This window comes from Yoonia sp. JB2-21 (assembly GCF_055693545.1).
In genome coordinates this window covers 2,559,702-2,572,152 of record NZ_JBVFUC010000001.1, presented here as the reverse complement: position 1 = coordinate 2,572,152, position 12,451 = coordinate 2,559,702, and the positions used below count along the sequence as shown (strand labels likewise).

At 56.7% G+C, this 12,451-nt stretch carries 13 protein-coding genes; 5 read left to right on the top strand and 8 right to left on the bottom strand.

The window, feature by feature from the left end; translation table 11 throughout:
• Positions 1-29 precede the first annotated feature (29 nt).
• The 5 genes from ACZ1G5_RS12905 to ACZ1G5_RS12885 form a co-directional block, all read right to left on the bottom strand.
• Entirely contained in the window at positions 30-713 is a 684-nt protein-coding gene (locus tag ACZ1G5_RS12905) for a helix-turn-helix transcriptional regulator (RefSeq protein WP_472733228.1), read from the bottom strand.
• A complete protein-coding gene (locus tag ACZ1G5_RS12900) occupies positions 714-1,079 on the bottom strand; it encodes a VOC family protein (RefSeq protein WP_472733227.1) in 366 nt (121 codons plus the stop codon).
• A gap of 87 nt (positions 1,080-1,166) precedes the next feature.
• Entirely contained in the window at positions 1,167-1,922 is a 756-nt protein-coding gene (locus tag ACZ1G5_RS12895; RefSeq protein WP_472733226.1) for a hydroxypyruvate isomerase family protein, read from the bottom strand.
• 31 nt (positions 1,923-1,953) lie between these two features.
• Positions 1,954-2,607, bottom strand: a complete 654-nt coding sequence (locus tag ACZ1G5_RS12890) for a pyridoxamine 5'-phosphate oxidase family protein (protein ID WP_472733225.1) — start codon at positions 2,605-2,607, stop codon at positions 1,954-1,956.
• Positions 2,608-2,650: 43 nt separating this feature from the next.
• Positions 2,651-3,226: a DUF1285 domain-containing protein gene (locus tag ACZ1G5_RS12885; protein ID WP_472733224.1), complete on the bottom strand. Its 576-nt coding sequence runs from the start codon at positions 3,224-3,226 to the stop codon at positions 2,651-2,653.
• A gap of 69 nt (positions 3,227-3,295) precedes the next feature.
• Between ACZ1G5_RS12885 and ACZ1G5_RS12880 the strand changes: the two genes are divergently transcribed.
• From ACZ1G5_RS12880 to ACZ1G5_RS12860, 5 genes are read left to right on the top strand one after another with little or no spacing between them, the layout of a single operon-like run.
• Positions 3,296-4,303, top strand: a complete 1,008-nt coding sequence (locus tag ACZ1G5_RS12880) for an AAA family ATPase (protein ID WP_472733223.1) — start codon at positions 3,296-3,298, stop codon at positions 4,301-4,303.
• The gene (locus ACZ1G5_RS12875; RefSeq protein WP_472733222.1) at positions 4,300-5,172 is read left to right on the top strand and encodes a DUF58 domain-containing protein; all 873 of its coding nucleotides are present in this window, start codon (positions 4,300-4,302) and stop codon (positions 5,170-5,172) included. The genes ACZ1G5_RS12880 and ACZ1G5_RS12875 overlap by 4 nt, the downstream gene beginning before the upstream one ends.
• Positions 5,172-7,925, top strand: a complete 2,754-nt coding sequence (locus ACZ1G5_RS12870) for a DUF4159 domain-containing protein (RefSeq protein WP_472733221.1) — start codon at positions 5,172-5,174, stop codon at positions 7,923-7,925. The genes ACZ1G5_RS12875 and ACZ1G5_RS12870 overlap by 1 nt, the downstream gene beginning before the upstream one ends.
• A 1-nt stretch (position 7,926) precedes the next feature.
• Complete coding sequence (locus ACZ1G5_RS12865) at positions 7,927-9,993, top strand: hypothetical protein (RefSeq protein ID WP_472733220.1); 2,067 nt, start codon at positions 7,927-7,929, stop codon at positions 9,991-9,993.
• A 4-nt stretch (positions 9,994-9,997) separates the two neighbouring features.
• On the top strand, positions 9,998-10,912 hold the full coding sequence (locus ACZ1G5_RS12860; protein ID WP_472733219.1) for an endonuclease/exonuclease/phosphatase family protein: 915 nt from the start codon (positions 9,998-10,000) through the stop codon (positions 10,910-10,912).
• A gap of 9 nt (positions 10,913-10,921) precedes the next feature.
• On the opposite strand, the gene ACZ1G5_RS12855 is transcribed toward ACZ1G5_RS12860, so the two are convergent.
• From ACZ1G5_RS12855 to ACZ1G5_RS12845, 3 genes are all read right to left on the bottom strand, one after another.
• Positions 10,922-11,284: a hypothetical protein gene (locus ACZ1G5_RS12855; RefSeq protein ID WP_472733218.1), complete on the bottom strand. Its 363-nt coding sequence runs from the start codon at positions 11,282-11,284 to the stop codon at positions 10,922-10,924.
• 103 nt (positions 11,285-11,387) lie between these two features.
• Positions 11,388-11,726 (bottom strand): hypothetical protein, encoded by a 339-nt coding sequence (locus tag ACZ1G5_RS12850; RefSeq protein WP_472733217.1) that lies wholly within the window; start codon positions 11,724-11,726, stop codon positions 11,388-11,390.
• Positions 11,723-12,421 carry a DUF599 domain-containing protein gene (locus ACZ1G5_RS12845; protein ID WP_472733216.1) on the bottom strand — a complete coding sequence of 233 codons (699 nt, stop codon included), beginning with the start codon at positions 12,419-12,421 and terminating at the stop codon, positions 11,723-11,725. The genes ACZ1G5_RS12850 and ACZ1G5_RS12845 overlap by 4 nt, the downstream gene beginning before the upstream one ends.
• Positions 12,422-12,451: the final 30 nt, after the last annotated feature.

Genomic DNA, 12,451 nt, shown 5'->3' with positions numbered 1-12,451 from the left:
AAACATTTCCGTGGGCGAGAATTTGGACCCTAGCGACGGTAGGCCTCTGTTTCATAGAATTCGCGCAAAGTCTGACCTTTGATGGGCCGATAGCGGTCCAGCTCGTTTAAGTCTGAAACCCGGTCCAAACGAAACATGCGAAACCCTTCGCGTAGCTCGCACCAACATATCGCTGTCCAGACCTTACCCCAGAACCAAACGCCCAGCGGGCGCACAACACGCGTCGTTTGTCGTCCCATTTCGTCGGCGTAGTTCATCTGTAAGCGCACGTGCGCCTCTGATGCAGCCTCAAACCGGTCAAGATAGTCACGCCAATGGCCCTGTAGGTCACTGCCGCCCATCGCATGCACATTGACCTGACCAACCTTCTGCCTTGCACCCTCCGGTAAAACCGCGTCGATTTTCACCAACGCCTCTTGCGCCGCAGCCGCCATATTGGTGCCGCCCCATGTCTGCAAAATTCGTGCGCCAGAAACGAGCGCGACAATCTCATCATGGGTGAACATCAGCGGCGGCAAGTCATAGCCGTCGCGCATCAGATACCCAACCCCGGCCTCGCCCTCGATAGGCACGCCAGAACCGATGAGATGGGCCACGTCGCGGTAGATGGTCCGCGGCGTGACCTCCAGCTTTTGGGCAAGTTGTGCTGCCGTCGTCAGCCGACCGCCCCGCAGATACTGCAGGATCTGAAAGAGGCGATCAGCGCGACGCATTCAGGCCGCCGCCTCAAACAGCCCAATCGAGTTACCATCAAGGTCCTTTACATATACAAAGCGCCCGGCTGGGATACCGATTGGGGGGCTCACGACTTCGCCGCCTGCCTTTTTCACACGTTCCATACCGGCCTCGAGAGTGTCCTCAATAGCCAAATGGATGGTATTGCCGCCATCTGGTGCTGGCTTACCGGGATAGAGATGCGCACCCGCAACGTTCTCAAGTGTGCCCAAGACAGCCATCGGATTTGGACCAGAATTGTCAATCTTCATCTGATAGCCAAAAACTTCGTTGTAGAAGGCAACTGATTTTTCCAAATCAGTCACCGGAATTTCGCCCCAAGCCATAATTGTACGATCGGCCATGTTTCATCTCCTTGATTGAGGTTGATGAACATCTTTAATCATACCCCTCCTGACAGCGTTATGTCAGCATGTTTTCAGGAGGTGTCACTAAGTGCCCGAGATCCAGGCTAAGCCGTCTTCTGTGGTCTTGCGCGGCTTGTATTCACCGGCAACCCACCCGCGATATCCTTGCGTCTCCAGATCGGCAAAGAAGGCGGGGTAGTCGATTTCACCCTGATCCGGCTCTCCCCGATCAGGCATCTGGGCGACTTGGACATGCGCCGTGATATCGCACATTCTGGCCCAGGTGCCTGTCACATTGCCGGTGATCTTGGCCGCGTGAAATGTATCGAACTGGAGCTTTAGGTTCGGCGCATCAATTGCGGTGACAATCTCGCGACCCAGATCAAAGTCGTTCAGGAAATAGCCCGGCATTGTCTCGTTGTTGATCGGCTCGATTGTCAGGCTTTGCTGGGGGACCTCAGCGGCAGCCCAGCGCAGATTATTGATGAATGTCGCTTTGGCTTCGGGTCCTTCAGCAACACCAGACATAATGTGCAAATGCTGCGCACCCAAGGTCCGCGCGTACCGCAACGCGCGCATAAAGTCCTTTTTGAAACGCTCTTCCAAACCGGGCACTGCGGCGAAACCTTGGTCGCCGCCCGTGTAGTTGGGTGGTGGACAGTTGATAAGGACCATTTGAAGGTCGTATCGACCCAACTCATTCACGATGTCCTGCGCATTCACGTCATATGGAAACAACACCTCGACGGCGTCAAAGCCTGCCTCCTTCGCAGCGGCAAACCTCTCAATGAACGGAAGTTCAGTAAAAAGCCATGTGAGATTAGCGCAGAATTTTGGCACTGATGGCCTCCTTACTCAGCGGGCCAGCGCCCTAGTACATCGAGGTGCGATATCCATCTTCCAGCTTATCATCGAGTGCCTTCATGTCTTCGGGATCTTCAGGCGCGCCGGTCGTCTGGTCCAACATCATATTCATGAGTGACGGCATTTCCTTGCGGTCCTGATGCTGGGTCGGATCCCAGAGTTTTGAACGGCGAAATGCTTTGGCACAGTGCAAGAACGCCTCATCTATCCGAACAACGATTGCAGTCGTTGAGGTCCGACCCTGTACCTTGGTCATCGCTAAAAGTTCCGGGTCACGGGTGATGTAGGCTGTGCCATTGATCCGCAAAGTTTCGTCAAAACCGGGGATCATGAAGAGCAAGCCAACCGACGGATGCGCCAAGACATTGGCTTGCGTATCAAGCCGATTGTTGCCCGGGCGGTCTGGGATCAACAGGGTCCGGTCATCAAGGATCGTCACAAAACCCGGCGGATCCCCACGCGGACTGACATCCGCCGCACCTTCTGACGTTTGCGTGCCGATGCATAGAAAAGGTGCCCGCGCAATAAAGTCACGGCAGTGTCTATCCAGATGCTTCAGGCATTTGACCGCGGCAAGCGCATGGGTCGCGGGAAACAGCGCTCGAAGCGCGTCCTCATTTTGTATCAGGTGCTCAGGCTTCAGCTGATAGTCTTTCGGCATGTCAATGTCCCCCTCGGGCATATTCATTGCCGCGATTGCGCCTTTAGTCCAGTTCGGACGACGGAATAATAGGAAAGAAAACACCTTGTGATCGCACGCCGAACCAGCTTTCACCGTCATGGTCTGCATGCTCCCCGATCTCTACCAACCGGTAAAACGACTTGCGATCAATCAAGGCGTCAAGGTTTGCCCGTACCAGCACATAAGGCGATGGCTCACCCGTTTCAGCATCGCGTACAACGCGTATCGGATGATCAGGACCAGCAATCATCCGATCACCAACATTTGTTTCAAACTCCAACCCATCGCCTAAGGGATTAAAATCGACCGCCACGAACGGCGCATCATCTACCTTAATCCCAACCTTCTCAACTGGGGTGACCAAGACATAGTCCTCGCCATCCCGACGGAGAATCGTAGAAAAAAGTTTCACCAGTTCTGCGCGTCCAATCGGCGTGCCCATATAAAACCAAGTCCCGTCCCGCGCGATCCGCATGTCAATGTCCCCGCAATGGGGTGGATTCCACAGATGCACAGGTGGCAAACCGCCTTTTTGGGCGGCACGGGCGCTATCGGCGAGGCTTTCTGCGGAGGGGGTCACAATCTTTTGTGTGGTCATTGTTTTTGCCATTGGGTGAGATGAGATTATCTGTTGTTATGAAAGATATAGTTCAACCGGAGGAATGTCATGGCCAACGATGCCGATCTTGTCGCCCAAATTGAAAATCTGGGTGCAAAGCTGGGCGAAGCCCGCACCAGCATCTCGGCCCGGTTTATCGGCCAGCCACGCGTTGTGGACCTGACCCTGACCGCGTTGATCTGTGGCGGTCATGCCGTATTGATTGGCCTGCCCGGTCTTGGAAAGACCCGGCTTGTTGATACGCTGTCGACGGTGATGGGCCTTGATGGCAACCGTATCCAGTTTACGCCTGACCTGATGCCTGCGGACATTTTGGGCTCAGAAGTGTTAGAGACAACCAACGATGGATCCCGCAGTTTCCGCTTTATCGAAGGGCCGATATTTTGCCAGCTGCTGATGGCCGACGAAATTAACCGCGCGTCACCAAGAACCCAATCCGCGCTTCTTCAAGCGATGCAGGAAAGAGAGGTGACGATCGCCGGCGAACACCGCCCGCTTGGTGTGCCGTTCCATGTACTTGCCACGCAAAACCCGATTGAGCAGGAAGGCACCTATCCACTACCCGAAGCGCAGCTGGATCGTTTCCTTGTTCAGATCGACGTCCCCTACCCGACCCGCGAGACAGAGAAAGACATCCTGATCGCGACAACCGGCGTGGAAGAGGCGCAATCGCAAGCGGTCTTTACCGCACAAGAACTGCTGGACGCGCAAACCCTGCTGCGACGCATGCCAGTTGGCGACAACATCGTTGAAATGATCCTTGATCTGGTGCGCGCTTGCCGTCCTGACGATGAAAACGCACCAGATATCATTCGCCAGAATGTCAGCTGGGGTCCGGGACCCCGCGCGGCGCAAGCATTGATGCTCACGGTCCGTGCGCAAGCACTGCTAGAGGGGCGATTGGCACCTTCTGCCGAAGACGTGCGCGCGATGTCCGTTCCGGTGCTTGAGCACCGGATGGCCCTGTCGTTTGCTGCACGCGCACGCGGCGAAAGCATCCACCACGTCATCAACACCGTTGCTGACCAAATCACAACGGTGGCCGCCGCCGCATGACCGCCCCCCTCACCCTTAGATCACAGGCCGAGGCGCTCGCCGCCCCGCTGCCACCGCTTCTTGCGGAGGCAGAGCATTTGGCGTCTGCTGTTTTGCTGGGTGACCACGGGCGTAGAAGGGCCGGCACGGGTGACACGTTTTGGCAATACCGCCCGGCGCAACCGCATGACGAAGCGCGTAGCATAGATTGGCGACGTTCTGCCCGATCAGATGCGAATTTCGTGCAAGACAAAGAGTGGCAGATAGCACAGTCGATCATCCTTTGGGTGGATCAAGCGGCTTCAATGTCTTTTTGCTCTGACGAAAACTTGCCATCGAAAGCTCAAAGCGCACGCACCCTCGGGTTGGCCGCTGCCATCCTGCTTATTCGCGGTGGTGAACGTGTCGGCTTGACTGGTTTGCGGCTGTCGCCGCGCCGCGGCGAAGCGCAATTGATGCAAATGGCGCAACTTTTGTCCCAAGAGGATGACACAGACTACGGCGCGCCAGAGGCTCAAGGCATGTTGCCCCATTCCCGCGCGCTATTCATCAGTGATTTTCTGGGAGACATCAAACCAGTGGAACAGGCGTTGTTGCGTGCTGCTGATCGTGGTGTCGGTGGCGCATTGTTACAGGTTCTTGACCCACAAGAAGAAGTATTCCCCTTCAACGGACGCACGATCTTCGAAAGCATGTCTGGCGCCTTGCGGCACGAAACACTCAAAGCCGGGGATCTGAAAAACCGCTATCTGGACCGATTGGCAGAACGCAAAGATCGGCTGCAGCATCTGGCCCAGATTACAGGTTGGCAATTCCAGACCCATCACACGGGCGAAAGTGCGACGAACGCCCTGTTGTGGCTTTATGGCGCGATGGAGCACCATCGCTGATGTGGTCCATTGGTCCCATAGGTTTCGCAGCCCCTTGGTTGCTGCTCGGTCTCATCGCATTGCCGATCCTGTGGATCTTGTTGCGCGCTGTGCCACCTGCCCCGATCAGACGCCGCTTTCCCGGCGTCGCCCTTTTGCTGGGGCTCACCGACGACGAAAGCCAAACTGACCGTACACCATGGTGGCTCTTGCTACTTCGCATCCTTGCGGTCGCTGCGGCGATCATCGGCTTTGCTGGTCCGGTACTAAATCCGCAAAATGCACGAGAGGGAACCGGCGATCTGGTCATTTTGATGGATGGCTCTTGGGCCGGTGCGGCAAGTTGGCAGGCGCGGATCGACCGGGTGGATACGCTCTTAACCGAAGCAGCGCTAGCAGACCGGCGGGCGGCCGTAATTAACCTGAACGACTTACCGGTGGACGCATTGCCGTTCGCGTCCCCCAATGACTGGCAAAACCGCTTACCCAGTATTCAACCGCAGCCTTGGCAACCAACCGATGTCGTCGATTGGTTCGTTCAGACCAGCGGGGATTTTGAAACCTACTGGGTATCCGATGGTCTGGATTGGGACGGTCGGGAAGACCTGCTCGCGACCTTGGAAAACCGCGGTTCGGTCACTGTTTTTCAGACGCCGCGCCAAACTGTTGGTCTGCGTCCAGCGCGGTTTGAGAATGGCGAAGTGATCGTATCTGCGACTCGCTCCCCTATTGGCAACCCTTTGGAAACCACAATCACAGCCATTGGGCTGGACCCTGCGGGCGTAGAGCGGCAACTAGCGACAGTTCCATTAAATTTTGCACCGGGTGAACCTGTGTCCGAAACGGCGATGGTGTTGCCGCCAGAGTTACGCAATCGGATCACCCGGTTTGAGGTTACCGGCACCCGGTCCGCCGGTGCTGTGAGCCTTACCGATGACGCACTGAAGCGCCGCGAAGTTGCGCTCATCGCCGGGCGGGATGACCGCGAAGGACTAGAACTGCTTTCACCGCTCTATTACCTGCGCGAAGCCCTTGAGCCGACAGCCGACATCATCGACGGGACGCTCGATGATATCTTACTTGCAAACCCCGACGTGATCATTCTGGCAGATGTCGCAAATTTGGCCGGAACGGAGGCCGAAGCGGTGCTGCAGTGGGTCGAAAACGGTGGCATGTTGCTGCGTTTCGCGGGCCCTCGACTGGCGGCTTCTGATCAGGGCCGCAACGAAGTCGACCCACTTTTGCCCGTGCGCCTGCGCTCTGGCGGACGTTCTGTGGGTGGAGCGATGAGCTGGGGCGAACCAAAAACCCTAGCGCCTTTCGCCGAAGACAGTCCCTTCTTTGGGTTGCCAGTACCCGATGATGTGACCGTGACCAGCCAAGTGATGGCGCAACCTGATCCCACGTTGGCCGACCGGGTGATTGCCCAATTGACGGATGGCACACCACTGGTGACCCGCAATTTTATTGAAGAAGGCCAAGTTGTGTTAGTGCACGTTACCGCGAATGCAGAGTGGTCCAGTCTGCCGCTATCAGGTCTTTTTGTGCAGATGCTTGAAAGACTGGCTGTGTCGACCCGACCGTCCGATCCTGATGAGACAGAGCTTGCGGGCACTACATGGTTGCCGAACAAAGTGCTCGATGCCTACGGCCGACTGCAAGATGGCACGGCCCTGCCGGGTGTGGCAGGTGAGACATTGGCTGACGGGACCCCCAGCCCCGAACTCCTGCCAGGTCTATATGCCGCTGAAGATCGGCAAATTGCGATCAACGTCATTGATGATGAGACGGTCCTGAATGTTGCGCAATGGCCAGCGCGCATCGCGATCGAAGGCATGGCCGTCGTGCGGGAAACAGCATTGAAAGGCTGGCTCCTGAGTGCCACGGTCTTGCTATTGTTGATAGATGTCATTGCCTCATTGGCGATCGGCGGTCGATTGCGTGGCCCGCGTGCTGATGTCGCAGCTGTCGTAGCACTCCTGTTCCTTTGGACACCAGAAGCACAAGCGCAATCGGTGGAGGACTTCGCCCTGCGCGCCACATCAGAGGTTGTCTTGGGTCACGTCCTGACAGGTGACGCAGAAACGGATGAAATAGCAGAAGTCGGGCTTTTGGGCTTGTCGCAGACCCTCTTCCGGCGCACATCGATCGAACCTGCCGCACCCATTGGCGTGAATATCGAGACCGATGAGCTGGCTTTCTTTCCGTTCCTCTATTGGCCGATCACAGCTGACCAGCAGCTGCCAAGCCGCGAAGCCTACGCAAAGCTGAACCGCTATCTACGCAGCGGTGGCATGATCATGTTTGACACGCGCGACGCGGACAGTGCGCGGTTCGGTTCTGGCTCCCCCGAAGGTCAGCGCCTTCAGGCGATTGCGCGATCGTTGGATATTCCGGGTATCGAACGTATCCCGCCCGACCATGTTTTGACCCGGACATTCTATCTTTTGCAGGATTTTCCCGGGCGCTATGCAAGTCGCGACGTCTGGGTTGAAGCAGCCCCGATTACGGCGGAGCGGATCGAAGGCATGCCGTTCCGCAACCTGAACGACGGTGTCACGCCGGTGATCATCGGCGGCAACGACTGGGCGCGCGCATGGGCGGTTGATGGGAACGGGCGGCGGATGTTCCCGGTTGGACGCGGCATGTCTGGTGAACGCCAGCGCGAGATCGCCCTGCGCTTTGGTGTCAATGTGATCATGCACGTCCTGACCGGCAACTATAAGTCTGATCAGGTCCATGTCCCTGATCTGCTGGACAGGTTGGGGCAGTAACATGACCGGAACCCTTATCCTTGATCCGCTGATTCCAACCGCGTTGCTCTATGGTGTCGCGGGCCTGGCACTGTTGGCGCTGATACTTGCCGTGTGGCGACGGCTACCCGGTTGGTGGCTGCGTGGATTCGCCGGGCTCGCGCTGTTGGCGGCCATCGCCAACCCGAGCATCCAGCAGGAAGATCGTGAACCGCTGACCGATATTGTCATGCTGGTGGTTGACGAAAGTGCCAGCCAGCGCATCAGTGACCGACCGTCTCAGAACGCTGCGGCTGTTGCTAATATCGAGGCAGAGCTGGCCCGACAGCCCAATACAGAATTGCGAAAAATTGCGCTTGGCGATGGCGAAGGTGATCTCGGCACCACGTTGATGACCGCATTGTCACAAGCATTGGCCGAAGAACCACAGGCACGCATTGCCGGGATTATCCTTGTCACGGACGGCCGCCTGCATGACATTGAGCGCGCGCCACGCCTGCCCGCTCCTTTGCATACCCTGTTAACGGGCCAACCCGGTGATTGGGATCGGCGGCTTGTTGTCGAAAATGCACCGGCCTTTGCGATCCTGGGCGAAGAGGTCAACCTGACGCTTCGTGTCGAAGATCAAGGGGCCGCGCCACCCGCAGCCTCTGTACCTCTGTCGATCTCGATTGATGGCGAACCCCCCATCACCGTTCAGATACCTGTTGGAGAAAACATCCAGTTGCCAGTGACGCTTCCCCATGGAGGCATGAATGTCCTGCAGTTCACCATTCCCGATGCTGAGGGTGAATTGACCAATCGCAACAACGCAGCGGTCGTGCAGATCAACGGCGTCCGTGATCGGTTGCGCGTCCTGCTGGTATCAGGAGAGCCGCATCCCGGCGAACGTACCTGGCGCAACTTGTTGAAGTCAGATTCGTCTGTTGATCTGGTCCATTTCACCATCCTGCGCCCACCCGAAAAGCAAGATGGCGTTCCAGTGAACGAACTTTCCCTGATTGCCTTTCCAACCCGAGAGTTGTTTCTGGAGAAGATTCATGACTTCGATCTCATTATCTTTGATCGCTACCGTCGTCGTGGAATCCTGCCAGGTGCCTACCTCGACAACATAAGGTCCTATGTCGAACAGGGTGGCGCTGTTCTGATTTCCTCTGGGCCGGAATATGGATCCGCCGAAAGCATCTATCGCTCTCCCTTGGGGGACATCCTTCCGGGGGCACCCACAGCACGTGTTTTTGAAGAAGGCTTCGTGCCGCAGATTACTGATCTCGGCGCACGCCATCCTGTGACTGAAGGCCTTGATGCGCTCTCGCCAAACCCCGACGGCGAAGGCCCCGGATGGGGGCGCTGGTTCAGGCTGATTGATGTTCTTGTACCGCAAGAGGCCATGACCGTGATGTCAGGTCTTGATGATCGCCCCCTGCTGACGTTGAACCGGATCGAAGAAGGCCGTGTTGCCTTGCTTGCCTCTGACCATTCGTGGCTGTGGGATCGGGGCTATGAGGGCGGCGGGCCGCAATTGGAACTTTTGCGGCGGCTGGCGCATTGGATGATGAAAGAGCCAGAGCTTGAAGAGGAAGCTTTGTGGGTCGAACCAACAGGACAGACAATGCGCATCGTTCGGCGCACACTGGATGAGGAAACGGGTGATGTGACCGTCACACATCCCGATGGCACGCAGACGATCTTGACCCTTGAAGAAATTTCTCCCGGCCGGTTTGAGGCGCTTTGGCAAGCACCTGAAATAGGCCTCTACCGGCTCGAAGATGGCGAGGAAACTGCCGTCATCGCACTTGGCCCTGCAGCCCCGCGCGAGTTTGAGCAAACGATCGCCGGCAGTGATCTTCTGGCGCCTTTGGTGGAAAGCACACGGGGCGGGATCATACCGATTTCAGCTGGTGAGGTCGATATCCGCACCGTTCGCGAAGGACGCCCCGCTGCTGGGCGCGGGTGGATTGGGATTACGCCGCGCGATGCGTTTAGAACTGCCGACATCAGCATCACGCCACTTCTGCCTGCTTGGGCTTTCCTTGTGCTCGCATCGCTTCTGATGATTGGCGCGTGGCTGCGTGAAGGGCGACGGTAAGCCAATGCTGCTGACTGCATTGAAAGTTCTTGGTGCCATTCTTTTGACACTTGTGGCTCTTGTTGGCTGTCAGACACTGCGCAATTCCGGAAATACGCCGCTACCAGAGGCAACACCACAGGCGCTAAGGGTTGCGACCTACAACGTACATTACATTATTCTGAGGCAAGAAACCGGCGCTTGGTCGGTGGGCGACTGGGAGCGACGCAAGACACCGCTGGATCAGGCATTCAAGACCGTCGGCGCTGACGTCATCGGATTTCAGGAAATGGAAAGTTTCGGTCGTGGCAGTGGCGGCCGGGTAAACCTGACACTGGATTGGCTTCTGGCCAACAATCCCGACTATGCGGCGGCAGCGGTCGGTGATCCCGCCGCATTTCCATCAACCCAACCAATCCTTTATCGACCAAACCGGCTGGTCTTACGCGATCAAGGTTGGTTCTTTTTCTCGGATACGCCAGACGTCATTTACTCACGTACATTCAATGGATCCTACCCGGCATTTGCGTCTTGGGCCCAGTTCCGTCACGTGACCTCTGACGAGGTTTTTCGGGTCATCAACATCCATACTGACTTTGCGAGCAGATCAAATCGCATTCAATCAGCCACATTGGTCGCGGAGCGGATTGCACCCTGGATCGCAGACAACGAAACTCTGTTTGTGATCGGTGATCTGAACGCCCGCTTGGGTGATCAAGTCGTCAACATTCTGGCCGAAACAGGGTTGGATTTCGCGCCAGTCAAAGGGGCAACCTTTCATTTCAATCGCGGGATCAATCTTTTTGGAGCAATCGACCACATCGCTCATACTGGCAAGGCGACACTGATCGGTGAACCGATTGTGCTGAGGCAAAAATTTGAAGGGGAATGGCCGACGGACCACTATCCCGTCATTGCGGACTATAGACTTGGTCAGTAGAGGCGCGCTTTAGCAGAGCGGGTTCCACTTGCAGTACCACTTCGTGCCGTCTTCCTCGAGTACAGTTTCAACCTCAGTATCGCGCGCCCACGGCCACCATCCTTGGTCAGCGTCCGGGGTAACTGCCGCCTCTTCTGCAGGGTTGAACGGCCAGAAATCAAACAGACCGCTGAACCACCCTGTCATGCTATCGATGATGTATGTGGCCACCATCAAGACAATCAGACCCAACAGAATGAAAAAGATGATACGGCCAAATGATTTGCCGCCTTCGCGCGCTGCATTAAAGGTAAAGAGCTTAAGCGAGCGGCTGAGCACCTCACTCCAAGGTTTCTTAGAGACGCAATCGTCGTCTTTCTGACTATCTACCATTCAATATATGCCCAGTTCGTCAAATCGCCGTCTCGTGAATGGCAAATGAATGCGGCAACAATATGGGTAGCGGTTTTTCCTGCCAGAGCTATGTCCGGCGTGACTACTCGGGCAAAACAACCTCATAGAGCTCGTCCGACCAGCCACCAACATTGTCACGCGCACGGACATAGACGACTTTTGCGCCTTCCGGCACGATGACGCCTGACAGGGACCGCGTGAAGGGCTGTTCGTTCACATGCGGATGGGCCAGCACACGAATGCCAAGGCTGTTGCCATCGGCATCCAACACCTCCCACCCGTCGGCATAGTCATCCCAACCGGTGTCAGGGTGGGACAGCGTGACGCTGAAACGATCACCATCCACAGTGACATTTTCGACAACGGGGCTGTCGGCGAAAGCGGGTGCGGCCAGAATGACCAAAGCAAGTGCGTATCTCATACCTCTTCCTTTAGCAGAATGGTGCGCGGCAGCGATGCAAATTCCCGTGACCAGACGACCCAGACCACGACGAGGGTGGCCATCATCAAAGCGATCGGTCCTAACAGCCAGGCAAGTGCGGCCAAGGCAAAGTACATCGCCCGCAGGCCGCGGTTAAAATTGATTGCCGCGCGGATGTTCAGCTCTGCCGCTTGGGCCGCGCGGGGATAGGCAATGGGATCTGTCGGGTCATTGGGGACCGACGCCATCATCACCGCGCAATAGCCAAAGACCCGGTTCGCCCAAACGAATTTGAGGAAAGCATTGGTCAGAAAGATTGCGACAAAGGCCAGCTTCAGCTGAAAGATCACAACTGGTACGGCCATATCCGAAACCTCTGCCGCGACCCCGCGCAGAGGCTCGGTGTTTCCCAACAAGGCAAGCACGGCACCCGCCGCCAAAAGGCTGGTCGAGGCAAAGAACGACGTCCCCTGACGCAAGCTCGAAAGTATCTGGCTGTCAAAGATGCGCGGATCGCGCGTGACAAAGACCTTCATCCAGTCGCGCCGCCGTTCGGACATCAGGACCGTGACTGAGGGGCGTTTGGCGAACGGATGCTCGATCATCCAGCTGATCACGAACCACGCAACAAGAATTGCACCGGCCGCAGCCCAGTCCAAGGGACCCAAAAGCGCTATGTGATCAAGTATTTGCATGAACGCTTGTGTAACCTCTACAGTTGAGAC

What these genes read in the sequence shown, in the direction of transcription:
- ACZ1G5_RS12905 (WP_472733228.1), bottom strand. Translation starts at nt 713, where the DNA reads ATGCGTCGCGCTGATCGCCTCTTTCAGATCCTGCAGTATCTGCGGGGC.
- ACZ1G5_RS12900 (WP_472733227.1), bottom strand. Translation starts at nt 1,079, where the DNA reads ATGGCCGATCGTACAATTATGGCTTGGGGCGAAATTCCGGTGACTGAT.
- ACZ1G5_RS12890 (WP_472733225.1), bottom strand. Translation starts at nt 2,607, where the DNA reads ATGCCGAAAGACTATCAGCTGAAGCCTGAGCACCTGATACAAAATGAG.
- ACZ1G5_RS12885 (WP_472733224.1), bottom strand. Translation starts at nt 3,226, where the DNA reads ATGACCACACAAAAGATTGTGACCCCCTCCGCAGAAAGCCTCGCCGAT.
- ACZ1G5_RS12880 (WP_472733223.1), top strand. Translation starts at nt 3,296, where the DNA reads ATGGCCAACGATGCCGATCTTGTCGCCCAAATTGAAAATCTGGGTGCA.
- ACZ1G5_RS12875 (WP_472733222.1), top strand. Translation starts at nt 4,300, where the DNA reads ATGACCGCCCCCCTCACCCTTAGATCACAGGCCGAGGCGCTCGCCGCC.
- ACZ1G5_RS12870 (WP_472733221.1), top strand. Translation starts at nt 5,172, where the DNA reads ATGTGGTCCATTGGTCCCATAGGTTTCGCAGCCCCTTGGTTGCTGCTC.
- ACZ1G5_RS12865 (WP_472733220.1), top strand. Translation starts at nt 7,927, where the DNA reads ATGACCGGAACCCTTATCCTTGATCCGCTGATTCCAACCGCGTTGCTC.
- ACZ1G5_RS12860 (WP_472733219.1), top strand. Translation starts at nt 9,998, where the DNA reads ATGCTGCTGACTGCATTGAAAGTTCTTGGTGCCATTCTTTTGACACTT.
- ACZ1G5_RS12855 (WP_472733218.1), bottom strand. Translation starts at nt 11,284, where the DNA reads ATGGTAGATAGTCAGAAAGACGACGATTGCGTCTCTAAGAAACCTTGG.
- ACZ1G5_RS12850 (WP_472733217.1), bottom strand. Translation starts at nt 11,726, where the DNA reads ATGAGATACGCACTTGCTTTGGTCATTCTGGCCGCACCCGCTTTCGCC.
- ACZ1G5_RS12845 (WP_472733216.1), bottom strand. Translation starts at nt 12,421, where the DNA reads ATGCAAATACTTGATCACATAGCGCTTTTGGGTCCCTTGGACTGGGCT.